21 protein-coding genes and 1 riboswitch are annotated in these 24,402 nt (G+C 67.5%); of the genes, 11 read left to right on the top strand and 10 right to left on the bottom strand.

Annotated elements, in window-relative coordinates; all coding sequences use genetic code 11:
• Window positions 1–100: 100 nt before the first annotated feature.
• A complete protein-coding gene (locus ATO6_RS01605) occupies window positions 101–3,715 on the bottom strand; it encodes a hydantoinase B/oxoprolinase family protein (RefSeq protein ID WP_088622196.1) in 3,615 nt (1,204 codons plus the stop codon).
• A gap of 107 nt (window positions 3,716–3,822) precedes the next feature.
• Here ATO6_RS01605 and ATO6_RS01600 point away from each other — a divergent pair, with 107 nt between their 5' ends.
• The 4 genes from ATO6_RS01600 to ATO6_RS01585 all read left to right on the top strand — a co-directional run bounded on the left by ATO6_RS01600 (window position 3,823) and on the right by ATO6_RS01585 (window position 7,406).
• Window positions 3,823–4,782, top strand: coding sequence for a TRAP transporter substrate-binding protein (locus tag ATO6_RS01600; RefSeq protein ID WP_088622195.1), 960 nt, complete (start codon window positions 3,823–3,825; stop codon window positions 4,780–4,782).
• A gap of 124 nt (window positions 4,783–4,906) precedes the next feature.
• Window positions 4,907–5,431 (top strand): TRAP transporter small permease, encoded by a 525-nt coding sequence (locus ATO6_RS01595; protein ID WP_088622194.1) that lies wholly within the window; start codon window positions 4,907–4,909, stop codon window positions 5,429–5,431.
• Window position 5,432: 1 nt separating this feature from the next.
• On the top strand, window positions 5,433–6,731 hold the full coding sequence (locus ATO6_RS01590) for a TRAP transporter large permease (protein WP_088622193.1): 1,299 nt from the start codon (window positions 5,433–5,435) through the stop codon (window positions 6,729–6,731).
• A 90-nt stretch (window positions 6,732–6,821) separates the two neighbouring features.
• Window positions 6,822–7,406 (top strand): L,D-transpeptidase, encoded by a 585-nt coding sequence (locus tag ATO6_RS01585; RefSeq protein ID WP_088622192.1) that lies wholly within the window; start codon window positions 6,822–6,824, stop codon window positions 7,404–7,406.
• A gap of 3 nt (window positions 7,407–7,409) precedes the next feature.
• Here the strand turns inward: ATO6_RS01585 and ATO6_RS01580 are convergent, their stop codons facing one another.
• A complete protein-coding gene (locus ATO6_RS01580) occupies window positions 7,410–7,925 on the bottom strand; it encodes a winged helix DNA-binding protein (protein WP_088622191.1) in 516 nt (171 codons plus the stop codon).
• A gap of 171 nt (window positions 7,926–8,096) precedes the next feature.
• Between ATO6_RS01580 and rpsT the strand changes: the two genes are divergently transcribed.
• Window positions 8,097–8,360, top strand: coding sequence for a 30S ribosomal protein S20 (gene rpsT / locus ATO6_RS01575; protein ID WP_088622190.1), 264 nt, complete (start codon window positions 8,097–8,099; stop codon window positions 8,358–8,360).
• 521 nt (window positions 8,361–8,881) lie between these two features.
• Window positions 8,882–10,261, top strand: a complete 1,380-nt coding sequence (gene dnaA / locus ATO6_RS01570; protein WP_088622189.1) for a chromosomal replication initiator protein DnaA — start codon at window positions 8,882–8,884, stop codon at window positions 10,259–10,261.
• Between the two features lie 82 nt (window positions 10,262–10,343).
• Here the strand turns inward: dnaA and ATO6_RS01565 are convergent, their stop codons facing one another.
• On the bottom strand, window positions 10,344–11,036 hold the full coding sequence (locus tag ATO6_RS01565; RefSeq protein ID WP_088622188.1) for a glutathione S-transferase family protein: 693 nt from the start codon (window positions 11,034–11,036) through the stop codon (window positions 10,344–10,346).
• A 67-nt stretch (window positions 11,037–11,103) separates the two neighbouring features.
• Window positions 11,104–11,442 (bottom strand): SH3 domain-containing protein, encoded by a 339-nt coding sequence (locus tag ATO6_RS01560; protein WP_088622187.1) that lies wholly within the window; start codon window positions 11,440–11,442, stop codon window positions 11,104–11,106.
• A gap of 230 nt (window positions 11,443–11,672) precedes the next feature.
• On the opposite strand from ATO6_RS01560, the gene dnaN reads away from it, so the two are divergent.
• The 4 genes from dnaN to ATO6_RS01540 all read left to right on the top strand — a co-directional run bounded on the left by dnaN (window position 11,673) and on the right by ATO6_RS01540 (window position 15,265).
• The gene (dnaN, locus tag ATO6_RS01555; protein WP_088622186.1) at window positions 11,673–12,791 is read left to right on the top strand and encodes a DNA polymerase III subunit beta; all 1,119 of its coding nucleotides are present in this window, start codon (window positions 11,673–11,675) and stop codon (window positions 12,789–12,791) included.
• Window positions 12,792–13,110: 319 nt separating this feature from the next.
• Complete coding sequence (gene recF / locus ATO6_RS01550; RefSeq protein WP_088622185.1) at window positions 13,111–14,220, top strand: DNA replication/repair protein RecF; 1,110 nt, start codon at window positions 13,111–13,113, stop codon at window positions 14,218–14,220.
• Window positions 14,217–14,648 carry a VOC family protein gene (locus ATO6_RS01545; protein ID WP_088622184.1) on the top strand — a complete coding sequence of 144 codons (432 nt, stop codon included), beginning with the start codon at window positions 14,217–14,219 and terminating at the stop codon, window positions 14,646–14,648. The genes recF and ATO6_RS01545 overlap by 4 nt, the downstream gene beginning before the upstream one ends.
• Window positions 14,645–15,265, top strand: a complete 621-nt coding sequence (locus ATO6_RS01540) for a LysE family translocator (RefSeq protein WP_088622183.1) — start codon at window positions 14,645–14,647, stop codon at window positions 15,263–15,265. The genes ATO6_RS01545 and ATO6_RS01540 overlap by 4 nt, the downstream gene beginning before the upstream one ends.
• Before the next feature lie 3 nt (window positions 15,266–15,268).
• On the opposite strand, the gene ATO6_RS01535 is transcribed toward ATO6_RS01540, so the two are convergent.
• Window positions 15,269–15,883 (bottom strand): glutathione S-transferase family protein, encoded by a 615-nt coding sequence (locus ATO6_RS01535; protein WP_176440790.1) that lies wholly within the window; start codon window positions 15,881–15,883, stop codon window positions 15,269–15,271.
• A 211-nt stretch (window positions 15,884–16,094) separates the two neighbouring features.
• Here ATO6_RS01535 and gyrB point away from each other — a divergent pair, with 211 nt between their 5' ends.
• The gene (gyrB, locus tag ATO6_RS01530) at window positions 16,095–18,512 is read left to right on the top strand and encodes a DNA topoisomerase (ATP-hydrolyzing) subunit B (RefSeq protein ID WP_088622181.1); all 2,418 of its coding nucleotides are present in this window, start codon (window positions 16,095–16,097) and stop codon (window positions 18,510–18,512) included.
• Between the two features lie 414 nt (window positions 18,513–18,926).
• On the opposite strand, the gene ATO6_RS01525 is transcribed toward gyrB, so the two are convergent.
• Genes ATO6_RS01525 through ATO6_RS01505 form a run of 5 tightly spaced genes read right to left on the bottom strand, consistent with a single transcriptional unit; the run spans window position 18,927 to window position 24,043 of the window.
• The gene (locus ATO6_RS01525) at window positions 18,927–19,541 is read right to left on the bottom strand and encodes an adenosylcobinamide amidohydrolase (protein ID WP_088623360.1); all 615 of its coding nucleotides are present in this window, start codon (window positions 19,539–19,541) and stop codon (window positions 18,927–18,929) included.
• Between the two features lie 47 nt (window positions 19,542–19,588).
• Window positions 19,589–20,338 (bottom strand): ABC transporter ATP-binding protein, encoded by a 750-nt coding sequence (locus ATO6_RS01520; protein ID WP_088623359.1) that lies wholly within the window; start codon window positions 20,336–20,338, stop codon window positions 19,589–19,591.
• A complete protein-coding gene (locus ATO6_RS01515; protein WP_088622180.1) occupies window positions 20,335–21,318 on the bottom strand; it encodes an iron ABC transporter permease in 984 nt (327 codons plus the stop codon). Before ATO6_RS01515 ends, ATO6_RS01520 begins: the two co-directional genes overlap by 4 nt.
• Window positions 21,315–22,178 carry an ABC transporter substrate-binding protein gene (locus ATO6_RS01510; RefSeq protein ID WP_088623358.1) on the bottom strand — a complete coding sequence of 288 codons (864 nt, stop codon included), beginning with the start codon at window positions 22,176–22,178 and terminating at the stop codon, window positions 21,315–21,317. The genes ATO6_RS01515 and ATO6_RS01510 overlap by 4 nt, the downstream gene beginning before the upstream one ends.
• Before the next feature lie 8 nt (window positions 22,179–22,186).
• On the bottom strand, window positions 22,187–24,043 hold the full coding sequence (locus tag ATO6_RS01505; protein ID WP_088622179.1) for a TonB-dependent siderophore receptor: 1,857 nt from the start codon (window positions 24,041–24,043) through the stop codon (window positions 22,187–22,189).
• Window positions 24,044–24,176: 133 nt separating this feature from the next.
• Window positions 24,177–24,384: riboswitch (cobalamin riboswitch) on the bottom strand.
• Window positions 24,385–24,402: the final 18 nt, after the last annotated feature.

The following is a 24,402-nucleotide window of genomic DNA, read 5'->3' as shown; positions in this document are numbered from 1 at the left end:
AATCCACCCGCTTCATCTGGCCGGATAAACTCCCGCCGGAGGCCGCGCCGTCCGGGCTCGATGCCCGGACGGCGCGTTCCCTTTCTCGGCAGACGCCGTGTCACCGCGACCCGCCGGTCCCCCAGCCACCGCCACCGGGCGTCAGCATTTCGAACGCATCGCCTGCCTTCAGGCTGGATTCCGAATTCCCCGGCACCACCTCGCGCGATCCGTCCCCGCGCAGAACCGCGTTCTCGCCGCAGGCGCCCGGCGCGCCGCCGTCGCCGCCCGGCGGCGGGACCTTGCGGTGCGAGGACAGCGTCGTGACCGTGACGTCGTCGAGGAACCGGACGATCCGGTGGATCCCGTCGCCGCCGTGATGCCTGCCGTCGCCGCCCGAGCCCTTGCGGATCGCCATCCGCTCCACCCGGACGGGGAAGCGGGTTTCCAGCACCTCCGGGTCGGTCATCAGGGTGTTGGTCATGTGCGAATGCACCCCCGAGGCCCCGTCGAACTCCGGCCCCGCGCCGGTGCCGCCGGCGATGGTCTCGTAATTCTGGAACCGCGCGTTGCCCCAGACGAAGTTGTTCATCGTCCCCTGGCTGCCCGCGATCACCCCGAGCGCCCCGAACAGGCAGTCCGCGATGGCCTGCGACACCTCGGTGTTGCCCGAAATGACGGCGGCCGGGTGGACCGGGTTGATCATCGAGCCTTCGGGCAGGATCAGGCGGAGCGGCTTCAGGCAGCCCTCGTTCATCGGGATGTCGCGCCCCACGAGCGTCCGGAAGACATAGAGCGTCACCGCCATCGTGATCGAGCGCGGCGCGTTGTAGTTCATCGGGTGCTGGTCGCTGGTGCCGGTGAAGTCGAGCGTCGCCTCGCCCGCCTCGCGGTCCACGGTGATCTTCACCCTTATCTGCGAGCCGTCGTCGAGCGGATAGGTGCAGTCGCCGTCCCTGAGCGAGCCGATCACATGGCGCACGGAAGCTTCGGCATTGGCCTGCACATGGGCCATGTAGGCCAGCACCGTCTCGCGCCCGAAGGTGTCGATCATCCGGTTCACTTCGGCGATGCCGGTGGAGTTGGCAGCGACCTGCGCCTCGAGATCGGCGAGGTTGTCGTTCACGTTCCGGCAGGGGTAGCGGCCCGAGCCGAGCAGGGCGCGGGTCTCTTCCTCCAGGAGCTTGCCGCCTCGGACCAGCAGGAAGTTGTCGATCACGACGCCCTCTTCCTCGATATGGCGCGAGTCCGGCGGGGCGGAGCCCGGGGTGCGGCCCCCGATGTCGGCGTGGTGGCCGCGCGAGCCGACCCAGAACAGGATCTCCTCGCCCGCCTTGTCGAAGACCGGGGTGATGACCGTCACGTCGGGCAGGTGCGTGCCGCCGTTGAACGGGTTGTTCAGCATGTAGGCATCGCCGGGCCGGATGTTGCCCGCGTTCAGGCGGGCGACGGTGCGGACCGAGTCGGACATGGAGCCGAGGTGGACTGGCACGTGCGGCGCGTTGGCGACGAGGTTGCCCTCGGCGTCGAACAGGGCGCAGGAGAAATCCAGCCGCTCCTTGATGTTCACCGAATAGGCGGTGTTCCTCAGCGTCGCGCCCATCTGTTCGGCGATCGACATGAAGAGGTTGTTGAATACCTCCAGCAGGATCGGATCGGCCTCGGTCCCGAGCGCGGTTTCACGGGCGCGGGCCTGCGTTCGGTCGAGGATCAGGTTGCCCGCCGCGTCAATCCGGGCGGACCAGCCGGGTTCGATCACGTTGGTCCCGGTGGATTCGGTGATGATCGCCGGGCCGTCGACCGACGCGCCCGCAGGCAGGTCGTCGCGGACGTAGAGCGGCGCGTCGTGGGTTTCACCGTTCATGACCACGGGCAGGGTGGCGGCGGGGGCGAAGTCGGCGCGGCCCTCGGGCGCCGGGGCCTGCGCGTCGTCGGTTTCGCCAATGGCCTCGACCGTCAGCATCTCGATCAGCAGGTCGCGGTCGGGCGAGGCGAAGCCGAAGCGCGTGGAGTGCAGGTCGTTGAACGCCCTGTGCATCTCCTTGGCGGTGCCGAAGGGGATGTCGAGCGTCTGGTGGCTGCCCTTGTACCGCAGGTGCGCGCGGGCCTCGGTGCGGATCTGGCCGGCGTCGATGCCTTGCTTGGCGACCTCGGCCTGTGCCTCCTGCGCCATCGCGTCGATGCGGGTTTTCGCATCGGCGGTGTTGTCCAGCGGCTGTCCGAACTGTGCTTCGCGGGTGGCGCGGATGTCGGCGAGGCCCATGCCGAAGGCCGACAGGACGCCAGCATAGGGGTGCACGAAGACGCTTTTCATCCCGAGCGCGTCGGCCACGAGGCAGGCGTGCTGGCCGCCCGCGCCGCCGAAGCAGTTGAGCGTGTAGCGGGTGACGTCATAGCCGCGCTCGACGCTGATCTTCTTGATCGCCTGCGCCATGTTCTGGACGGCGATGCGGAGGAAACCGGCGGCGGTATCCTCAGGCGACAGGGCGGGCTGGCCGGTGGCCGAGGCAATCTCCTGCGCCAGCGCCTCGAACTTCTCGCGCACGATGTCGGCGTCGAGCGGCTCGTCGCCGTCAGGTCCGAAAACGGCGGGGAAGTGGGCGGGCGACAGCTTGCCCAGCATGACGTTGCAGTCGGTGACGGTCAGCGGCCCGCCCCTGCGGTAGCAGGCGGGGCCGGGGTCCGCACCGGCGGATTCGGGGCCGACCTGGTAGCGGCCTTCACGGAAGTTGAGGATCGAACCGCCGCCCGCCGCGACCGTGTGGATGTCCATCATCGGCGCGCGCATCCGGGCGCCCGCGACCTCGGTCTCGAAGCTGCGTTCGTAGGCCCCCGCGTAATGGCAGACGTCGGTCGAGGTGCCGCCCATGTCGAAGCCGATCAGCCGGTCGAACCCCGCCGCCTCGGCGGTGCGGACCATGCCGACGACGCCGCCCGCCGGGCCCGACAGGATCGCGTCGCGGCCCTGGAACAGCGCGGCGTCGGTCAGGCCGCCTGAGGACTGCATGAAGAACAGCCGTTCGCAGGCGCCGCCTTCGCCCAGATCGAGGGCCGAGGCGACCTGATCCACATAGCGGCGCAGGACGGGCGAAAGGTAGGCGTCGATCACGGCGGTGTCGCCGCGCGAAACCAGCTTGATCAGCGCGCTGGCCTGATGCGACGGGGTGATCTGGGTGAAGCCCACCTCTTTCGCGATCTCGGCGGCGCGGAGTTCGTGATCGGGATTCAGGTAGCCGTGCATCCCGGCGATGGCGACGGAGCGGAGACCGTCGTCGTAGGCGGACTGAAGCGCGGCGCGGGTGGCGTCCTCGTCCAGCGCCTTGAGCACCGTTCCGTCTGCGGCGAGGCGTTCGGGCAGTTCCGCGACCTGCGCGTAGATCGCCTGCGGCAGGCGGATGGCGAGGTCGAAAAGCCGGGGCCGGGCCTGCGTGCCGATGCGCAGGAGATCGGCGAATCCCTCGGTGATCAGCAGCAGCGTGGGCGTGCCCTTCCGCTCCAGCAGAGCGTTGGTGGCGACGGTCGTGCCCATTTTGACGGCGTCGATGGAGCCTGCGGGGAAGTCGCGGACATCCATCAGGCGGCGAATCCCCTCGATGGCCGCATCGGCGTAGGATTCGGGTTTTTCCGACAAAAGCTTGGTCGTCACCAGCTGTCCGTCGGGCGCGCGGCCCACCAGATCCGTGAAGGTGCCGCCCCGGTCCACCCAGAACTGCCATTTGTTTGTGCGGTCTGTCATCGGCCCTAGATCCTCTCGCAGAAATCTGTTGCTTTGGTTTCAGAACGCTGGCAATTTGTCAACGTAATACAAACGAAGTGACCTAGTCACAAACAGGGAGACACCTCATGATACGCTTTGCCCTTCCCTTTACCGCGATGCTGGCCGCAGCGCCTGCCGTGGCAGAAACCTGGGACATGCCGACCCCTTATGGCGATACGACGTTTCACACCGTGAATATCCGCCAGTTCGCGGATGACGTGAAGGCGGCGACCGACGGCGCGCTGGAAATTACCGTGCATTCGGCGGGTTCGCTGTTTCCGCATGCGGAAATCAAGAATGCCGTGCGCTCGCGTCAGGTGCCGATCGGGGAATTCTTCCTGTCGACGCTGGCGAACGAGGACGCGGCCTTCGGCATGGATTCGCAGCCGTTCCTCGCGACCTCCTACGATGACGCGGAGAAGCTCTGGGCCGCACAGAAGCCCGCGGTGGAAAAGCTGCTGGCCGATCAGGGCCTGATGCCGCTGTTCTCGGTCGCATGGCCGGCGCAGGGTCTCTACACCAAGAAGGAGATCGCCTCGGTCGCCGACCTGAACGGCCTGCGCTTCCGCGCCTACAACGCGGCGCTCGAAGAATTCGCGACGCTGGCGGGCGCGGCCCCGGTTCAGGTCGAGGCGCCGGACATCCCGCAGGCCTTCTCCACCGGTCAGGTCGAGGCGATGATCACCTCTCCCTCCACCGGCGCGAACTCCAAGGCGTGGGATTTCCTGTCGCATTACTCGCCGATCAACGCGTGGGTGCCGAAGAACATCGTCGTGGTGAACAAGCGGGTGTTCGACGGTCTGGACGCAGGCGTGCAGGAAGCCGTGCTGAAGGCCGCCGCGGATGCCGAAGCGCGGGGCTGGGACATGTCCAAGGCCGAGGCCGAGGCGAAGACCAAGGAGCTGGCCGACAACGGGATCACCGTCTACGAGCCGAGCGCGGAACTGGTCGAGGGCCTGCAGGAGATCGGTGCGAAGATGTCCGAGACCTGGAAGGCCAAGGCGTCGGACGACGCGAAGGCCGCGCTGGACAGCTACATGCAATGAGACTGGCAGGGCGGGGTGATCCCCGCCCTTCGTCTGTGGCGGTAGGGTGCGTGCTCGTCACGCACCTGTGGCCGGGGTGGACCGGGGCCGGTGCGTGACGAGCACGCACCCTACGGAGTGTGACATGCGGCGTTTCCTTGATTTCATATACCGGCTGTCCGGCGGCATCGCGGCGGCGCTGATCGTGGCGATCTGCCTGCTGATCTCCGCCCAGATCCTGCTGAACGTCACCTCGCGCCTGATGGGGCCGGGGTGGAGCTATACCATCCCCTCCTACGCCGATTTCGCGGGCTTCATGCTGGCGGGCGCGTCGTTCCTCGCACTGGCCTACACGCTCAGGATGGGCGGGCACATCCGGGTGTCGCTGGTCACGCAGAAGCTGAGCGGCCGGGTGGCGCTGGTGGCCGAGGTGGTGGCCCTTGCCGTCGCCATCGGGATCGCCGGGTTCGCGGGGGTCTACCTGGTCGCGCTGGTGCAGGAGAGCCTGCATTACGGCGACACCTCGTCCGGCATCGTGCCGATCCCGCTGTGGATCCCGCAGAGCGTCGTGACTCTCGGCATGGGGCTGCTGGTCCTTGCGCTGGTCGACACGCTGGTCGAGACGCTGCGCAACGGCGCCCCGGTGCTGCCCGAAAGCGCGGAGGAATAAGATGTCGGATCCGCTGATCGCCCTCGTCCTGCTGGCCGTCCTGATCGGGCTGCTGGCGCTCGGCGTCTGGGTCGCCTTCGCGCTGATCGTGGTGGCGCTGGTCGCCATCGTCTTCTTCTCGAACGCGCCCGTGGGCCTTGTCATGGCGACGACCCTGTGGGGGCATTCGCATTCATGGGCGCTGGCGGCGCTGCCGCTGTTCATCCTGATGGGGGAAATCCTGCTCAGGTCTCGGCTGAGCCAAGACATGTTTTCCGGCATCGCGCCGTGGATCGGGCGGTTTCCGGGGCGTCTGCTGCATGTCAACATCCTCGGCTGCGCGATCTTCGCCGCCGTTTCGGGGTCGTCAGCCGCCACCGCCGCGACCATCGGCAAGATGTCTGTGCCGGAACTGAAGGAACGCGGCTATCCCGAGAGCATGATCCTCGGCACTCTTGCCGGCTCCGCCACGCTCGGCCTGCTGATCCCGCCCTCGATCATCCTGATCGTCTATGGCGTGGCGACCGAGCAGTCGATCGCGCGCCTCTTCATCGCGGGGGTTCTGCCCGGCGCGATGCTGGTCACGCTCTTCGCGCTCTACGTCGCGGGCTACGCCTGGGTGCGTCCGGCGGCGATCCCGGAGGAGCCCTCGCACACCTGGGGCGAGAAGTTCCGCGCCTCGCGCAGGCTGATCCCGGTGGCGCTGCTGATCGCGGGTGTGATCGGGTCGATCTACACCGGGATTGCCAGCCCGACGGATGCCGCCGCGCTCGGCGTCGTGCTGGCGACGGTGCTGGCCTTTGCCACCGGCGGGTTCGGCTGGGCAGACATGAAGGACGCGCTGCTGGGGGCGACCAAGACGTCCTGCATGATCGCCTTCATCCTCGTCTCGGCGGCGTTCCTGTCGATCAGCATGGGTTTCACCGGCCTGCCGCGGAACCTGGCCGCATGGATCGGGTCGCTGGAGCTGAGCCAGGGCGCGCTGCTGGCGGCGCTGACGCTGTTCTTCGTGGTACTGGGGTGCTTCCTAGACGGGATCTCGGTCGTGGTGCTGACCACCTCGATCATCATGCCGATGGTGCAGGCGGCGGGGATCGATCCGCTGTGGTTCGGCATCTACCTCGTGATCGTCGTGGAGATGAGCCAGATCACCCCGCCGGTCGGCTTCAACCTGTTCGTCATCCAGGGCCTGACCGGGATCGACATCCTCCGCGTGGCCAAGGCGGCGCTGCCGTTCTTCTTCCTGCTGGTGCTGGGTGTCGTGCTGATCACGGTATTTCCGCAGATCGTGACCTATTTGCCGGGTCTAATGGGCCGCTGAAGCGCAATACCTGGCCGGCCGCAGGGAACCCTGAGGCCGGTCGAGCCGTTTTCCCCCGCAATCAGTAGGTTAACCATCGGGGGATTACCAATGCATCGCAGACATCTTCTGGCCGGCGGGGCCGCCCTGGCCGCGACCGGGTTTCTCGGCGGCGCGGGCCGGGCCACGGCGGCGACCGGGGTGATGATCCCGCCGCCGCAACTCGTCACGCTGCCCTACGCGATGACGCCGTACGAGGTGCATGTCTTCCCGGACCAGTTCCGCCTTTACTGGACGCTGCCCGATGCGCAGGCGTGGGAGTATCCGATCCGGGTCGGGCGCGACTATCTCTATGAGGACGGCGAGTTCTATGTTGGCGCCAAGAAGGAATGGCCGTCGTGGACGCCGACGCCCGACATGATCGAGCGCGAGCCGGAGAAGTACGGGAAATACGCGGACGGCGGGATGCCTGGCGGGCCGAACAACCCGCTCGGCGCGCGGGCGCTCTACCTGTTCCAGGAGGGGCGCGGCGACACGTTCCTGCGAATCCACGGGACCAACGAGCCGGAAACCATCGGGCGCGCCGTGTCGAACGGGTGTGCAGGCCTGATCAACGAACAGATCACGCTCCTCTACGATCAGGTGCCGATCGACACGCGGGTCAAGCTCTATCCCAAGCTGCAGCCCGGCGGCTGATCGCTAGAGCGAGGCTGCGGCGCGGCTGGCCTGGTCATACTGACCGGACAGGGCCCGCAGCCGGGTGGCGATGTCGCGCAGTTCGTCGCCCGACAGGTCCATGTGCTGGAGCCCCTCCAGCAGGCACTGATTGCGCACCTTGCGATAGGCCTCGCACAGCGACTCGCCCTCTGCGGTGGTGCTGTAGAACACCTCCTTGCCCCGCTTGTCGCCTTCCAGCAGCCCGGCCTTGAGCAGCTTGCGCAGGGCATAGTTGACCGTGTGCGTGTCTTCGATGTTCAGCAGGAAGCAGATGTCGGTCAGGCGCTTGTCGCGGCCACGCGAGTTCACGTTGTGCAGGACGAGGATTTCCAGCGCGCTCAGCTCGCCCCCGCCTGCGGCGCCCATGCACTTGACCATCCAGCGCGAAAAGGCGTTGTAGGCGATGATGAGGCCATATTCGAATTCCGATGCCTCCCAGCCCTCGCCCTCGGCGAGGTGTCGTGAGGAAACGATGCGGCGGCTTTCGGTGCTGGTCATGGCGATCTCCTGAGGATGCCAGCGTAACACCGGCGAAACGCCCGCGAAAGCACAGTGTCGCCGCAGCGCCAGAAAGCCGTCCGGGGGCTGTTGACTTACTTCCGAGTCGGGCCTAAAGACGCGACTTCAGAATTCCACCGAACCGAACCGCAGACACGGGACGAAGACGACATGGCAAATACGCCCCAATCCAAGAAACGCGCCCGCCAGGCTGATGCCCGGCAGGCTGTGAACACGGCGCGCCGGTCGCGGATCCGCACCTTCCTGAAAAAGGTCGAAGCGGCGATCGCATCCGGTGACAAGTCGGCAGCAGAAACCGCCCTCCGCACCGCCCAGCCCGAGCTGATGCGTGGTGTCACCAAAGGCGTCTTTCACAAGAACACGGCAGCACGGAAAATGTCCCGTCTGTCCGCACGCGTGAAGGCAATCGCCTGAGCTCAGGCTAAGCCTGCCGAGACTAAAGAGAATAGGGCGCTGCACTCGCAGCGCCTTATTTTATTGGGGCTGAGCGCCTTTCGACCCACCTCGGGATTCTTTTCCCGGTAAGCTTCTGTCAAGCGATATGTGTGCTTGCCGGTCGCAGTGGGGGGTTGCTACGTTCGGTCTTGCGAGAGACTCGCCTTGGGGGGACATGGTGAACCGACTCCGGTTCCGCGCTTGAGAAACCGAAAGGGCCGTTCTGCTTCGGTCCGGTGACTTCGGCGCATGTCGACAGGTATGCCTGCGGGCAGGGGATGAATAAAAGGTAGGGCGACGTGCTGCGCGTCGTCAAGCCGATAGCTGTTGCCAAAGGCAACACCCGAACCTGTGACACCGGAGATGACGCCGCCGCGCGTAAGCGCGGTCACGTGTCCGTGTCATGTGTCCCGAAGGCATGTCTGGGTGCCCGTATACGCCACGGGTTCGCGCTTGGCGTGCAACATGAACTGGTACTCACTGGGGGCAGGACCGAGAATATGACAATTGAGCAATGGGGTAAGCTCAAAGAGCAGCTGCGCGACACGATCGGACAGAGCAACTTCAGAAACTGGATCGAGCCACTGCAATTTGCAGGCGAAGAAAATGGTGTCGTGCGGATAACCGCCCCCACCAACTTTGCCGGAACCTATGTCACGCGCACCTATGGTGACATGATCCTGAATCACATCGCCGCCGCGGATTCCCGCGTCCGGCGGATCGAAATCTCGGGGATGCCGGCCAACATGGCGCGGCGGCCCGAACAGGCCCGGCCGCCCGCTGCCACGGCGCCCGCGGCTCAGCCGGCACCTCAGCGTGCCGCAACCGGAGCAGGCGTGATGCCGCCGCCGGCGCCGCTGGACCAGCGGTTCACCTTCGACACCTTCGTCGTCGGCAAGCCGAACGAACTGGCCCATGCCGCCGCGCGCCGCGTGGCCGAGGGCGGGCCGGTGACGTTCAACCCGCTGTTCCTGTATGGCGGTGTCGGCCTCGGCAAGACGCACCTGATGCATGCCATCGCGTGGGAGCTGCGCCAGTCGCAGCCCGATCTGAACGTGGTCTACCTGAGCGCCGAGCAGTTCATGTATCGCTTTGTGCAGGCGCTGCGCGAACGGAACATCATCGAGTTCAAGTCGCTGTTCCGTTCGGTCGACGTGCTGATGGTGGATGACGTCCAGTTCATCGCCGGCAAGGACAGCACGCAGGAAGAGTTCTTTCACACCTTCAACGCGCTGATCGACCAGAACAAGCAGATCATCATTTCGGGTGACCGCGCGCCGGGCGAGATGGAACTGGAGGAGCGGATCAAGTCGCGCCTGCAGTGCGGTCTGGTGGTCGACCTGCACCCGACCGATTACGAGCTGCGTCTCGGCATCCTTCAGTCCAAGACGGAAACCTTCCGTGCGCAGAATCCCGGTCTGGTGATCGCGGACGGCGTGCTGGAGTTCCTTGCGCATCGCATCAGCACCAACGTCCGCGTGCTGGAAGGCGCGCTGACCCGGCTGTTCGCCTTTGCAAGCCTCGTCGGTCGCGAGATCACGCTGGATCTGGCGCAGGAATGCCTCGCCGACATCCTGCGGCTGTCCGAGCGCAAGGTCACGGTCGAGGAAATCCAGCGCAAGGTGGCGGATCACTACAGCATCCGCCTGTCCGACATGCTGGGGCCCAAGCGGGTGCGCTCGCTGGCGCGGCCGCGGCAGGTGGCGATGTATCTGGCCAAGACGATGACCTCGCGCTCGCTGCCCGAGATCGGTCGCCGGTTCGGCGGGCGGGATCACACCACGGTCCTGCACGGCGTCCGCCGGATCGAGGAGCTGATGGCGATCGACGGTCAGGTGGCCGAGGATCTGGAACTGCTGCGCCGCATGCTCGAGGCGTGAGCGCAGGGCGAAAGTGCGTGTGGTGTACGCACCCTACGGCCCGCCGGAATACGGCGGGCTTTTTGCTGCCTTAAGGCGTGGGTCAGGTTTCGGCGCGGATCGGGGTGCCATCGGGCTGGTAGCCGGTGACGCCGGGGTCCCACCACCATATCGGGTTGGCGCGGAAACTCGGCCGCGCATCGAGTCGCTCCAGCAGGGTTGCGATCCTCGGGAACCGGTCAAGCTGCAGGTCGAGGCCGAGCGGCCGGGCCTGCACGAACCGGACATGCGCGGCGAGGAAGATGTCGTGCAGCGATACGACGCCCGGCTGGAACCCTTGATCCGGGCTGTCCAGCCGCTCTTCCAGCCAGCCCAGGATATGCGCCAGCTTTTCGGCGGACCGGTCGAGATGCGTGTTGGTCCCGACCGAAACGCCGGTCCATGTCATCTGAGAGATCGTCGTCGCGGCGGTGCCGAAGGTCTGGATCGTGGCAAAGGTCAGCTTGTCCTGCCACACCGCGTCCTCCCGGAATGCCAGCGGCGCGAGCGGTGGTTCGGTAACGGTCCGCTGCGGATAGGTGGCCAGCAGGTATTCCGCGATCGTGCCGCTTTCCCAGAGGGTCAGGTCGCCGTCCCACAATGTCGGAACCTGTAACGTCGGCGTGGCCTCGGCCCGCTGCGCGGCGCTCGGCGTGGTAATCTCCTCGCGCCGGTCGTAGTCGAGGCCGATTTCGTCCAGAACGATCCGCACGGCCCGGGCGAAGGGAGATCCGGTGGTGAAGAGCAGGGCGCGCATGCAGTCCTCCTTGACGTACCGGCAAGGGTAACAGCCTGCATCGCGTCATGTCGTGTCGTGAATCCGGTCAGCTTCCGGGCAGGATCAGATGGCTGTCGGGCACCCAGCCGGTCTGCCCGCGCGCATTCCGGCAGAGCGTCCAGCCATGCGTCCGGTCGAGCACCTGCAGGCCGTCGCCCGGAAAGCAGGACAGTTCCATGGCCGAATAGTCAAAGTTCGCCAGCCCATCCGACGAGACGAGGCTGTCGGGCACCCAGCCCTCGCGCCCCTGCGGATCGCGCGCCCAGAGCCAGCGGTGACCCTCCCAGTCGTCGCTGCGGCCCGACAGCGTAAGCGGGTCGCCGGACGCGACCGAGACCGGATCGGGATAGCTGGCAGTCCATGCGGTGCGGACGGTGACGTTCATCTTGGCCTCGGGCGGTCGGTTTCCGTGAAAACTAACGGAAATAGCGCTGTAACCAAGGTCTTCCGCCCCGGTTGGGCAGGATTGCACGGCGGGTATGCTTGACGCCCTTGCGCTTCACCCCGTAAACGCAAGAAAACGCTTGAGCCGGGGGCGGAAACCGCTAGCGTGAGCGTCCCGGCGACAGGCCGGGCCGAGACACCGGCCGGGCCGGAAACGGACAGGAGCGAGGGATGAAACTCAGCATCGAGCGCGCGGCGCTGCTCAGGGCTGTCGCACAGGCGCAGTCGGTCGTCGAACGCCGGAATACCATTCCGATCCTCGCCAACGTCCTGATCGAAGCCGATGGAGACACCGTGCGGTTCCGCGCGACCGACCTCGACATCGAGGTGGTCGACAAGGCCCCCGCCATGGTCGAGCGTGCGGGTGCGACAACGGTCAGCGCGGTGACGCTGCACGAGATCGTCCGCAAGCTGCCGGACGGGTCGCTGGTCAGCCTGTCCGACGACGGCGCGTCCGGGCGGCTGGTGGTCGAGGCGGGGCGGTCGAACTTCTCGCTCGCGACGCTGCCCAAGGAAGATTTTCCGGTCATGGCCTCGTCGGAATACACCGCGAACTTCTCGGCCCCCGCGCCGGTGCTGCGGCGGCTGTTCGACAAGTCCAAGTTCGCCATCTCGACCGAAGAGACGCGGTACTACCTGAACGGCGTCTACATGCACATCGCCGAGGCCGAAGGCGGCCGGGTGCTGCGCTGTGTCGCCACCGACGGGCACCGTCTGGCGCGGATCGACGCGGACCTGCCTGCTGGCGCCGAGGCGATGCCGGGCGTGATCGTCCCGCGCAAGACCGTGGGCGAGATGCGCAAGCTGCTGGACGATGACGAGACCGAGATCGCGGTGTCGGTCAGCGAGACCAAGGTGCGCTTTGCCACGCCGGACATCACGCTGACGTCAAAGGTCATCGACGGCACCTTCCCGGATTATTCGCGGGTCATTCCGCAGAACAACCCCAAGCGGCTGGAGGTCGACGCCTCGGATTTCGCCAAGGCGGTGGACCGTGTGGCGACCGTGTCGTCCGAGCGGTCGCGCGCCGTGAAGATGACGCTGGACGAGGACCGGCTGGTCCTGTCCGTCAACGCGCCGGACAGCGGCGCGGCCGAGGAAGAGCTGGCCGTGGCCTATGGTGACGACCCGCTGGAGATCGGCTTCAACGCGAAATACCTGCTGGAGATCGCCAGCCAGGTGGATCGCGAGAACGCGGTGTTCATGTTCAACTCCGCCGGGGATCCGACCCTGATGCGCGAGGGGAACGACACGAGCGCGGTTTATGTCGTGATGCCGATGCGGGTTTGACGGTTTGTGCAGGGACGGGCTGAACGCCGCCCTGACTAACGTGAGATGGCCGGGCCGGGTGCCCGGCTTTTTCATGCCCGGACCTCGGAGGCGGTGAGCGCCGGACCGGGGGCTGGCGCTGCACCGGGCGAGGTCCGGGCTTTATGCCAGCCGCCTACCTCCCCATTCTGAACGCCGCGCGCGGGTGACACAGCGCCAGACCGTGGGGCCGGTCTGGCGCTCGCCCTGCACCTTCGGTGCTGTCCGGGCGGGATGCGCGAAGCTCGGGGGCATGGTTTTCCCGGTGGTGGCAGGCGGTTGGCCGCGTTAGGACTTTCGCATGACCCTCCACCTGACCGACCTCACCCTGTCGCACTTCCGCTCGCACCGGCGCGCGGCGGTGGCGCTCGACGGGCGGCCGGTGGCGATCTGGGGGCCGAACGGGGCGGGCAAGACCAACCTGATCGAGGCGGTCAGCCTTTTCTCGCCCGGACGTGGCCTGCGCCGTGCCGCGGCGGAGGAGATGGCGCGCCGCCCCGAGGCGCTCGGCTGGAAGCTGACGGGTGTCCTGCGCTCGCTGCATCAGGTCCACGAAGTCGAGATCGTGACCGAGGCCGGACAGGCCCGGCAGGTCAGGATCGACGGCAAGGCTGCGGCTCAGGTCGCGCTCGGGCGGATCGCGCGGGTGCTGTGGCTGGTGCCCAGCATGGACCGGCTGTGGATCGAGGGCGCGGACGGGCGGCGGCGGTTCCTCGACCGGATGACGCTCAGCTTCTTCCCCGGCCATGCCGACGTCTCGCTGGCCTATGACAAGGCGATGCGGGAACGGAACCGCCTGCTCAAGGACATGGTGCGCGACGGGCACTGGTACGTTGCACTGGAACGGCAGATGGCCGAGGCGGGGGCCGAGATCATGGCCAACCGCCGCCGCGCGCTGGACCTGATCGCCGAGGCCACGCAGGCCGCCGAGACGGCCTTTCCCGCCCCCGACCTTGCCCTGACCCATGCCGAGGGCGAGTTGCCCGTGGAGGCGTCCGACCTGCGCGACGCGCTGTCGGAGGGCCGCAACCGCGACATCGCGGCGGGGCGGACGCTGATCGGCGCGCACAGGGTGGATATGGAGGCGCACTGGGCGGCCAAGGGGATCGCCGCAAAGGACGCCTCGACCGGCGAGCAGAAGGCGCTGCTGATCAGCCTGATCCTCGCCAATGCGCGGGGGCTGGCGCAGGACTTCGGCGCGCCGCCGATCCTGCTGCTGGACGAGGTGGCGGCGCATCTTGACGCCGGTCGGCGCGCCGCGCTCTATGACGAGATCTGCGCGCTCGGGGCACAGGCGTTCATGACCGGCACCGGGCCGGAGCTGTTCACCGATCTGGGCGGCCGGGCGCAGTATCTGGAAGTCACCGAGGACAGCGGCGCCAGCATGGTCGCGGAAAGGGATGCCCCATGAAGACGCAGCGCGTGACGCTCATCACCCTCGGGGTGGAAGACCTGGAACGGTCGCGGACGTTCTACGCCGCGCTCGGCTGGGAGCCGGTGCCGGGCCCGCCCGAAGTGATCTTCTACCGGATGGACGGCATGGCCCTCGGCCTGTTCGGGCGGACGGCGCTGGCTGACGATCAGGGGCGGCCCGGCGCCGCGCTCGGCACCGGAGCCGTGACGCTGGCGCAGAACTTTGCGACCGAGGCGGAGGTGGATGCGGCCTATGAACGGGCGCTGAGCGCAGGGGCCGAGGCACTGAAGCGGCCGCAGAAAGTCTTCTGGGGCGGCTATTCCGGCTATTTCGCCGACCCTGACGGGCATGTATGGGAACTGGCGATGAATCCCTTCTGGCACCTCGATGACGAGGGCCGCCTGACGATACCGGACCCCGCATGACGATTTCCCTGACCGAGATCGGCTTTTACGCCGGCGCGCTGCTGATCCTGTTCTTCACCCCCGGCCCGGTCTGGCTGGCGCTGACCGCCCGCGCGCTGTCGGGCGGGTTCCGCTCGGCATGGCCGCTGGCGCTCGGGGTCGTGGTGGGGGACATGCTGTGGCCCTTCCTCGCGATCCTCGGCGTGTCGTGGATCGTCTCGGTGTTCTCGGGCTTCATGACCTTCCTGCGTTTCGTCGGCGCGGGGATGTTCCTGGTGATGGGTTTCCTCCTGATCCGCAATGCGGACAAGACCATCGCGTCGGACAGCCGCCTGACGCGGCCCGGCATGTGGGCCGGGTTCCTTGCGGGGGTGGCGGTGATCCTCGGCAACCCCAAGGCGATCCTGTTCTACATGGGCGTGCTGCCGGGGTTCTTCGACATCACCCGTGTCACCACGTGGGACATGGCGGTGATCGTCGGCATATCCATGATCGTGCCGCTGATCGGCAACCTGTGCTTCGCGCTGTTCATCGACCGGATGCGGCGGCTGATGGCCTCGGGCCGGGCGATCCGGCGCACCAACCGGATCGCCGGTGCGTTGATGATCGGCGTGGGGCTGCTGATCCCCTTCATGTGAGCCTCAGCCGAGCCGGGCCGTCTCCTCGGCATCCCGGGCCGCGCCTGCCTTGGCTGCGGGCCGGGCGGCGCAGCGGTCGGCATAGGCCTGCTGGCGGGGGCTGAGCTTGGCCATATTGAACTGGCTGATGAAGCCGAGCGCGCCGCCGACCATGTAGTCGGCCACGGTGAAATCGTCCCCGACCAGCCAGTCGCGGCCCTCCAACCGGTCCTCGATCGCGCTCATCATCCGGTCGAAGCTGCCCCACGGGTAACTGGCCGGGTTCGGCGGGATCTGGAGGAACTTCTCGGTCATCGCGGGTTCCATCGCGGACGGGCTGTAGAACGTCCAGAACAGGAACGGCCCGCGGTCGGGATGGTCCGGCGCGGGGGCGAGCCGGCCGGGCGCGTAACGGTCGGCGAGGTAGAGGGCGATGGCGGCGGTATCGGCCAGCGCGGTGTCCCCGTCGCGGATCGCGGGCACCTTTCGCAGGGGGCTGGCGTCGGCGAAGCCCTCGGGGTGAACGGGCGGGTCGGAGCGGAAGTCCACGACCGAAATCTCGTAGGGCTGGCCGATCTCCTCCAGCAGCCAGAACATGCGGCCGGCGCGCGAGCGCGGGGCCCAGTAGAGGGTGATCATGCCGGCGGCTCCTTTTGTCTGCGACAGGCTATTTGTAGGCCGATCATGCCGGTCTCCAAAGCCATGTTTCGGCCGATCGGCGGAGATCGTGCGCGCGGTGCGTCGGTCACCCCTGCAAACCCTCGGGAAACCGCTAAATATTGTGTCCCGGACGTGACATTCCCCCCATGGACCGGTATAAAATGGGCAACTGGAAAGAGGTCCATCACGCATGTCCGAACCGCAAGAGCAGCAACCGCAATACGGCGCTGATTCCATCAAGGTTCTCAAAGGCTTGGATGCGGTGCGAAAGCGTCCCGGCATGTACATCGGCGACACCGACGACGGGTCCGGTCTGCACCACATGATCTACGAGGCGGTGGACAACGGCATCGACGAGGCGCTGGCGGGTCACGCGGACTTCGTTCGGGTCAAGATTCACGCCGACAACTCGGTCTCCGTCCGCGACAACGGGCGCGGGATTCCGGTCGACATCCATGCCGAGGAAGGCGTCAGCGCGGCCGAGGTCATCATGACCCAGCTTCACGCGGGCGGTAAGTTCGACCAGAACTCCTACAAGGTCTCCGGCGGTCTGCACGGCGTGGGCATTTCCGTGGTGAACGCGCTCTCCGACTGGCTGGAGCTGCGGATCTGGCGGAACAACAAGGAACACTACGTCCGTTTCGAGAACTCGGTCACCGTCGCGCCGCTTGAGGTCGTCGGCGACGCCGAGGGCGAGAAGGGGACAGAGGTGCGGTTCCTGTCCTCGGACAAGACATTCTCGAACCTGAACTACGACTACGCCACGCTGGAAAAGCGCCTGCGCGAACTGGCCTTCCTGAACTCCGGCGTCCGCATCGTGCTGGAGGACGAACGTCCCGCCGAGGCGCTCAGGACCGAGCTGTTCTACGAGGGCGGGGTCAAGGAATTCGTCAAATACCTCGACCGCTCCAAGTCGCCCATGTTCCCCGAGCCGATCTATATCGACGGCGAGCGCGACGGCATCGGCGTCGAGGTCGCGATGTGGTGGAACGACAGCTACCACGAGACGGTGCTGCCCTTTACCAACAACATCCCGCAGCGCGACGGCGGCACCCACATGGCGGGCTTCCGCGGGGCTCTGACCCGGACGCTGACGAAATACGCGCAGGAAAGCGGGATCGCCAAGCGCGAGAAGGTCAACTTCACCGGCGACGACGCGCGCGAGGGGCTGACCTGCGTGCTTTCGGTCAAGGTGCCTGATCCCAAGTTCTCCTCCCAGACCAAGGACAAGCTCGTGTCCTCCGAGGTGCGCCCGGCGGTCGAGAACCTCGTCAACGAGAAGCTGAGCGAGTGGTTCGAGGAGCATCCGAACGAGGCGAAGTCGATCGTCGGCAAGATCGTCGAGGCCGCGCTGGCCCGCGAGGCGGCGCGCAAGGCGCGCGAACTGACCCGGCGCAAGACGGCGCTCGACGTGAACTACCTCGCCGGCAAGCTCAAGGACTGCTCCGAGAAGGACCCGAGCCTGACCGAACTGTTCCTCGTCGAAGGTGACTCCGCCGGCGGATCGGCCCAGACCGGGCGGGACCGCAAGACGCAGGCGGTGCTGCCCCTGCGCGGCAAGATCCTGAACGTGGAGCGGGCGCGGTTCGACCGCATGCTGTCGAGCCAGGAAATCGGCAACCTCGTCATGGCACTCGGCACCGGGATCGGGCGTGACGAGTTCAACATCTCCAAGCTGCGCTACCACAAGATCGTCATCATGACGGACGCGGACGTCGACGGCGCGCACATCCGGACGCTGCTGCTGACGTTCTTCTACCGCCAGATGCCCGAACTGATCGAGGGCGGGTTCCTCTACATCGCGCAGCCGCCGCTCTACAAGGTCGCGCGGGGCCGGTCCGAGGTCTATCTGAAGGACCAGACGGCGCTGGAGGACTATCTGATCCAGCAGGGCACCGAAGGCGCCGTGCTGCGGCTGAAGACAGGCGAAGAGCTGACCGGTCAGGACCTCGTCCGCGTGGTCGAGGGCGCGCGGCACGTCAAGCGCATCCTCGAGAGCTTTCCCACCCACTACCCGCGCCACATCCTCGAGCAGGCGGCCATCGCTGGCGCCTTCGTGCAGGGACAGGCCGATGCCGACCTGCAGGGCGTGGCGGACTCCGTGGCCGCCCGGCTGGACCAGATCGCGGTGGAATACGAACGCGGCTGGCAGGGTCGCCCGACGCAGGACCATGGCATCCGCCTGTCCCGCGTGCTGCGTGGCGTCGAGGAACTTCGCACGCTCGACGGCGCGGTGCTTCGCTCCGGCGAGGCGCGGCGCCTTGGGCAGATGACGCAACCGCTGCGTGACGTCTACACCAACCCCGCCCAGCTTGTCCGCCGCGACCGGTTCCAGGCGATCCACGGCCCGCTCGACCTGCTGGCGGCGATCCTCGAGGAAGGCGAGCGCGGGCTCCAGCTGCAGCGCTACAAGGGCCTGGGCGAGATGAACCCGGAACAGCTGTGGGAAACCACGCTGGATCCCGAGGCGCGCACGCTGCTGCAGGTCAAGGTGGACGACATGGCCGAGGCGGACGATCTCTTCACCAAACTCATGGGCGACGTGGTCGAACCTCGGCGGGAATTCATCCAGCAGAATGCGCTGAACGTGGCGAACCTGGACGCGTGACGAGTTTGTAGGATCGCAGATATTCTTTCGCGGCGCGTATGTTTATTGGCGCCGCGAAATCTTGAAAGTTGTAATTTTTATCAAGGGCTTGCGTGACTTGCAGCCTTCGAGCGTGGCATGACCTATCTACGGCTTGCTATGCTCGCGCTCCAGCGGCTTCCACTTCAGTTCGCACGTATCGATCCCTCGAATCCGCCATTCCCCATAAACCAGCCCGGCCACTGGCATAACGATGCATGGGCTGCCGCGGGTCGCGGCCACTCCGGTTCGTCCCCGAACGCTGCGAGCACATGACACCGGATGTGGTCGGGACCCTCTGTTTCGCGCGTGGCCTGCCGGGACCCGGACATGGCCAGATTCGACTGCGTCCGGGAATGCCTACGTTCCGCGCCTGCCTTGCCGCATCGCCGCCGTTCAGGCGGGCGGCGGGACTTTGCGGCGGTGCGCGGTCTCGGCCATCCAGTCGCGGGCGCCGGTCAATACGGCGTCGTAGACCGCCGCGCCGAGGGCCGCGCCGATGTCGGTGTGCAGACCCGCGTAGTCCGCCGGGCCCGATGGCGCAGCGACCGCGGTGCAGTCCGTGCCGGTGCCGGTCGCGCGGCCTGTCGGCAGGTCCAGTGCCGTCTCGATCACGGCAGCGGTGCGGGCCTGAACGGCGATGGTCAGCGCCTCGGTCAGCGCGTCGGGCGTCATCCCGGCGCTCAGTCGGACGGCGACGTTTATGGTGCCCCAGTCGTAGCCGCTCCGGTCCAGCCGGGTGCCCACGCGTTCGGCATTGGACAGGCCGACGGTCGCGACCGCCGTGGCATGGACCTCGCCCGCAAGCGCCTCGCGCACGATATGGGCGGCGATGTCGCGCGAGGTCAGGAAACCGACCGCGTCGGCGGCACCCAGCCCCGCCATCTCGCCGGCCAGCCAGTCCCGCGCGTCCAGCGTTTCGGGCAGGTCGGCATTGCGGACGCCGCGCCACAGGATCCGGTTGGTCGTGACGAAACCGGGCCGGTGCGGCGCGTGGCTGAGAATCTGCATCCGCGCGCCCAGGTCGAACTCCAGCCAGGGGCCGTGTGCCCGCACGCTCACCGGGTCACTCCGGTCGGCTGGAACACGGGTCCCTCGGGCGTGTCCGCCTGGAACGCCCGGATGTGGAACGCCTGCGCCAGCAGCTCCGGGGTCAACACGTCGGACGGGGCGCCGTCGGCCAGTATGTCGCCCCCGGCCAGCAATATCAGCCGCGTGCAGTGCCGGGCGGCAAGCCCGAGGTCGTGCAGCGACAGCACCACGCCGCGCCCGTCTCGGGCCAGCGCGTCGAAGGTTTCCAGCGTGGCGATCTGATGTTCCGGGTCCAGCCCGGCGGTCGGTTCGTCCGCCATCAGGAGCGGCGTCTCCTGTGCCAGCGCGCGGGCAATCAGCGCGCGGGCCTGTTCGCCGCCCGAAAGCTGCGTTGCGATGCGGTTGCGCAGGGGGCCGAGCGCCATGTGAGCGATGGCCGCCTCGACCGCCGCGCGGTCGGCGACGGTGCCGCGCTGGCCATGCGGCATCCGCCCCAGCGTCACCAGGTCCTCGACCGGGACCGGCCATGCGATCTCGCGCGATTGCGGCATCCAGGCGGCATGCCGGGCACGCGCGTTTCGGGGCAGGGCGGCCAGCGAACTGGCCCCGCCGTCCGGGATCAGTCCCAGCACGGCGCGCAGCAGCGTCGTCTTGCCCGCGCCGTTCGGGCCGATGAGGCCGACCAGCTCTCCGGCTTCGACGCGGAAGGACAGGTCGCGCAGCACGGGACGTCCGCCAAGAGAGACCGACAGGTTCCGAACGGTCAGCAGGCTCATGTCCCGCGCCTCCCCGTCCGCCACACGAGGTGCAGGAAGAACGGCGCGCCGATCAGTGCCGTCAGCACCCCGAGTTTGAGGTCGCGCCCCGGCAGGACGACCCGCACCGCGATGTCGGCGGCCAGCAGCATCGCCGCCCCGCCAAGCGCCGAGGCCAGCAGCAGCGGGCCGGGCCGCGAGCCGACCAGCGGGCGCAGCAGGTGCGGCACCACGAGGCCGACGAAACCGATGGCCCCGGCCACCGCCGTGCCCGCCCCGACGACAAAGGCGGTGCCCAGCACCACCTGCCAGCGCACCCGGCCCAGATGCACGCCCATCGAGGACGCCGCGTCCTCGCCCAGCGTCAGCGCCTCGAGCGGGCGGGCCAGCGGCAGCAGCAGCCCCCAGCCGACGGCCATCAGCGGCAGCGCCAGCCAGACGTGCACCATCGACCGGTCGGCGAGCGATCCCATCATCCAGAACACGATCTCGTTCGCCGCGAAGGGATTGGGCGACAGGTTCAGCACAAGCGAGGTCAGCGCCGCCGCCATGGCCGAAATCGCGATGCCCGCGAGGATCAGCGTCAGCGATCCGCCGCGCGGCCCGGCCAGCGCGAGCAGCAACATCACGGCGACGCTCGCCCCGGCCAATGCCGCCAGCGGCAGCCCCAGTGCAAAGGCCGCCGACAGGCCGGTCTGGATCGCCAGCACCGCACCGAGCGCGGCCGAGGCCGAGACGCCGATCAGGCCCGGTTCGGCCAGCGGGTTGCGCAGGTAGCCCTGCATCGCGGCCCCGGCGAGGCCCAGCGAGGCGCCGATGGCTAGGGCGAGTATCATCCGCGGCAGGCGGATTTCCCGCATCACCATCGGCAGCGGCCCGTCCCCGCCGGTCAGCAGGGCGATCAGGCTTTCGCCCGGACCCGTGTCTGCGGGTCCGATCAGCAGCGATCCGAGGCACAGTGCCGCGACCAGCAGCGTCAGGATGATATAAAGTCGCCTCATTGCCCCTGCATCCGGCGCCGCAGGTCGCGCATGTCCGCGATCGCGCGCAGGACGTGTGGCGTGCCGCAGACCCAGTCGCGGTCGGTCAGCACCGCGCCTGCGGTGCCTTCCCGCAGCATCTGCACGACGGGGTGGTCGAGGACCTCTTCGGCGCGCGAGGCGCCCGGATAGGGGCGACCCGAGATGACCGCTTCGGGCGCAGCCATCGCCAGCAGTTCCAGCGGCAGATGGCCGCCGGCGGGCAGTCCGGCCTCGGCCGCGATGTTGTCGAAGCCTGCGGCGGCGATGATCTCGCCCGACAGGCTGCGTTCGCCGGGGGTATAGCCGTTCGCGTCATAGAGCGCGGCGCGCGGGCGGTCGCCTTCGGGCGTGTCCAGGCCGGACAGGGTGGTTTCGAAAGCGGTGGCCGCCGCCTCGGCCGCCGCGCTTCGGTTCAGCGCCGCACCGACGCGGCGCAGGCGGTCGGGGATGTCAGTCAGCCCGTAGGCGGGTTCCATGACCAGCACCGGCACACCCAGACGGCGCAGCATCTCGACAGTGGCGATGTTCGAATAGCTCCCCGCGATGACGAGATCGGGCTCCATCAGCCAGATCTCCTCGGCCCGGCCGTGATTCAGGCGATAGCCCCCGGCCGCAGCCGCCCCGGCCATGGCCGAGGCGCGCGGTTCGGCCGCCAGATGGCTGACCGACACGAGTTGCCCCGGCGCGGCCAGCATCATTGCCAGCTGGTCGGTGCACAGGTTCATCGACACGACACGCTGCGGCGGCGCATCCGCGGCCCGCGCCCTTTCGGACACGGGCCCCGCCAACGCCAGAAGAATGGCGATACCGGCGGAATATGCCTGTCGCAGGCGTGTCATGGCCACTCTCAGAAGTTCGAGCTCAGCCCGACATAGACCGTCCGCCCGCGCGAGGCATAGCCCCAGCTGTCGGAATAGTCCTTGTCGAACAGGTTTTCGACCCGCGCGTTCAGCATCAGGTTGGGCGTCACGTCATAGGTGGCGGCCAGGTCGACGGTCCAGTAGTCCGGCAGTTTCGCCGTGGCGAAGGTGCCGAAGTTCTGGGTGTCGTAGTTGCCCGCAATGTAACGCGCGTCCGCCGACACCGTCCCGCGACCGCCCATGGTCCGCAGCGTGGCGCCCATGGTCAGCGCGTGCTTGGGCCGCCGCAGTTCGATCGAACCGTTGGGATTGTCCGCATCCAACCAGGTGTAACCGAGGCGCAGGTCGAGGGTGTCGGTCGCCGCGAATGTGGCCGCGACCTCGACGCCCCTGCGGTCGCTGTCGCCGGTCTGGTTGACGTAGCTGAACGTGCCCGGTCCGGTGCTGACGGCGGTGATCTCGTCGGTCAGCGTTTCCCGGAACAGGGTGACGTCGACGCTGCCGCGGCCCTGCGCGAAGGGCACCTCGACGCCGACGTCGAAGGACTGGTTGCGCTCCGGGTCGAGGCCGGGGTTGCCGGTATAGCCGAAGGCGGCGGCGTAGAGTTCGAAGTAGCTCGGGTTCACGACCCCGGTGCCTGCCGAGGCGTGCAGCCGGACACCGTTCTGCAGCGTGTAGGAGGCCGCGGCCGTCCATGTCACGCTGTCCCCGAAGACTGAGTTGTCGTCGAACCGGCCGCCAAGCTGCAGATCCAGCCCGTTGCCGAAGCTGCCCCGGTATTCCAGCGCGATCGAGTTGTTCTTGCGCTTGTAGAGCGGGTTGGTGGTGGAGCTGTCCCGCTCATGCTCGGCCAGCAGGTTCACGACATGATTGCCCGAGGTCACCGGACCGTCCAGCCCGTAGGACAGGCGCAGTTTCGCGGTTTCGCCGACCGTCTCGGTCGGGGCGCCGCCGCTGTAGCTCTGCGTGTTTTCCGTCCGCGCGAAGGCGAGCCGGCCCGAGACCCGGCTGTCCGGCCGCTCGAACTCGGCGTAGACCTGCATGGTCTGTTCGTCCCGGTCGCTGAACTGGGTCGGATCGTCGACCACGTAGCCCTGCGGGGTCGTCGCGGTCCAGTCGGTGCCGTCGGCGTCGTAGTGCTCCTCGGACATCCGCCAGGTGAAGCCCAGCGTCAGGCCATCGACCACTTCGTAGTCACCGGCCAGCGTCATGGTCCAGCGGTCGATCCCGTCCTTTTCGCCGCCGGAGCCGGAATAGTCCCAGCCCTCGTCGTCGCGGCGGGTCAGGCCGAAGGACAGGCCGCCCCGGTCGTCACGCACCGCGACGAAGCCCGATGCCGACCAGCCGGCGCCGTATTCGGCGGTCGCGCCATACTGAACGCCGCCGCTGCCCTTCTTGGTGATGATGTTGATGACCCCGGCCGAGGCGTCGGAGCCGTAGAACACCGACTGCGGGCCGCGCAGGACCTCGATCCGCTCGATGTTGGCGGTTTCCAGCCCGGTCAGGATATATTCGCTGTCGCCGCCCGCGGCCTCGACCCCGTCGATCAGGATCAGCGTGTGGTTCGCTTCGCCGCCGCGGATCCGCACCTGGGTGAAGCTGTGGCCGTTCGAGTTGACGGCGACGCCGGGCACGGCGCGCAGGGCGTCCTGCACGGAACGGATGCCGCGCTCTTCGATGTCGCGCGCGGTGACGACCGACACGGAGCGGCCATAGCGGGCCGCTTCGATCGGGGTCAGGCCGCCCGAGACGATGATCGGGTCGAGCGTAAAGCTCTCTTGTGCGTGAACGGGCGCGGCTACGGCGCAAGCTGCCGCAACGGCGGCGGGAATCCTGGTCTTCATGTCTGTCCCTTCCCTGCGCTCTCTGGCGCATGGCGATACACTGATGCCGGAGAAGGGAAGGATTGCCCCGCCGCCGGCTGCGAAATGCCACCACGACGGAAAGGTCCGCAGCCTCGAACGCGCCCCGCGTCCGGACAAGGTGATCGGCTTCGGCAGGTCTCCTGACTCGCGGGTCGATGCTTGGCCGGGTCTTCCCATCCCTCATGCGGGGACAGTGACATTGTCCGGCTTCGCTCTCCGCCTACAGTTGCGGGGGCAGTCGCGGAATATGGCCTGGGCCGGTACCGCGTTCCCTTTTCACCCGGCGCGTGAACGCCGGGACCGAAGCGAGGCGGACACTAACCAGATTCACCCGGCGC

The sequence above is a fragment of the Oceanicola sp. 22II-s10i genome (assembly GCF_002210105.1).
In the GTDB taxonomy this organism is placed as follows: Bacteria; Pseudomonadota; Alphaproteobacteria; order Rhodobacterales; family Rhodobacteraceae; genus Pseudooceanicola.
Note: the sequence above shows the minus strand (reverse complement) of the source record. Positions and strands in the feature narration are given on the sequence as shown.

Coding starts and splice junctions, on each gene's coding strand:
- ATO6_RS01605 (WP_088622196.1), bottom strand. CDS start 3,715: ATGACAGACCGCACAAACAAATGGCAGTTCTGGGTGGACCGGGGCGGC.
- ATO6_RS01600 (WP_088622195.1), top strand. CDS start 3,823: ATGATACGCTTTGCCCTTCCCTTTACCGCGATGCTGGCCGCAGCGCCT.
- ATO6_RS01595 (WP_088622194.1), top strand. CDS start 4,907: ATGCGGCGTTTCCTTGATTTCATATACCGGCTGTCCGGCGGCATCGCG.
- ATO6_RS01590 (WP_088622193.1), top strand. CDS start 5,433: ATGTCGGATCCGCTGATCGCCCTCGTCCTGCTGGCCGTCCTGATCGGG.
- ATO6_RS01585 (WP_088622192.1), top strand. CDS start 6,822: ATGCATCGCAGACATCTTCTGGCCGGCGGGGCCGCCCTGGCCGCGACC.
- ATO6_RS01580 (WP_088622191.1), bottom strand. CDS start 7,925: ATGACCAGCACCGAAAGCCGCCGCATCGTTTCCTCACGACACCTCGCC.
- rpsT (WP_088622190.1), top strand. CDS start 8,097: ATGGCAAATACGCCCCAATCCAAGAAACGCGCCCGCCAGGCTGATGCC.
- dnaA (WP_088622189.1), top strand. CDS start 8,882: ATGACAATTGAGCAATGGGGTAAGCTCAAAGAGCAGCTGCGCGACACG.
- ATO6_RS01565 (WP_088622188.1), bottom strand. CDS start 11,036: ATGCGCGCCCTGCTCTTCACCACCGGATCTCCCTTCGCCCGGGCCGTG.
- ATO6_RS01560 (WP_088622187.1), bottom strand. CDS start 11,442: ATGAACGTCACCGTCCGCACCGCATGGACTGCCAGCTATCCCGATCCG.
- dnaN (WP_088622186.1), top strand. CDS start 11,673: ATGAAACTCAGCATCGAGCGCGCGGCGCTGCTCAGGGCTGTCGCACAG.
- recF (WP_088622185.1), top strand. CDS start 13,111: ATGACCCTCCACCTGACCGACCTCACCCTGTCGCACTTCCGCTCGCAC.
- ATO6_RS01545 (WP_088622184.1), top strand. CDS start 14,217: ATGAAGACGCAGCGCGTGACGCTCATCACCCTCGGGGTGGAAGACCTG.
- ATO6_RS01540 (WP_088622183.1), top strand. CDS start 14,645: ATGACGATTTCCCTGACCGAGATCGGCTTTTACGCCGGCGCGCTGCTG.
- ATO6_RS01535 (WP_176440790.1), bottom strand. CDS start 15,883: ATGATCACCCTCTACTGGGCCCCGCGCTCGCGCGCCGGCCGCATGTTC.
- gyrB (WP_088622181.1), top strand. CDS start 16,095: ATGTCCGAACCGCAAGAGCAGCAACCGCAATACGGCGCTGATTCCATC.
- ATO6_RS01525 (WP_088623360.1), bottom strand. CDS start 19,541: ATGCAGATTCTCAGCCACGCGCCGCACCGGCCCGGTTTCGTCACGACC.
- ATO6_RS01520 (WP_088623359.1), bottom strand. CDS start 20,338: ATGAGCCTGCTGACCGTTCGGAACCTGTCGGTCTCTCTTGGCGGACGT.
- ATO6_RS01515 (WP_088622180.1), bottom strand. CDS start 21,318: ATGAGGCGACTTTATATCATCCTGACGCTGCTGGTCGCGGCACTGTGC.
- ATO6_RS01510 (WP_088623358.1), bottom strand. CDS start 22,178: ATGACACGCCTGCGACAGGCATATTCCGCCGGTATCGCCATTCTTCTG.
- ATO6_RS01505 (WP_088622179.1), bottom strand. CDS start 24,043: ATGAAGACCAGGATTCCCGCCGCCGTTGCGGCAGCTTGCGCCGTAGCC.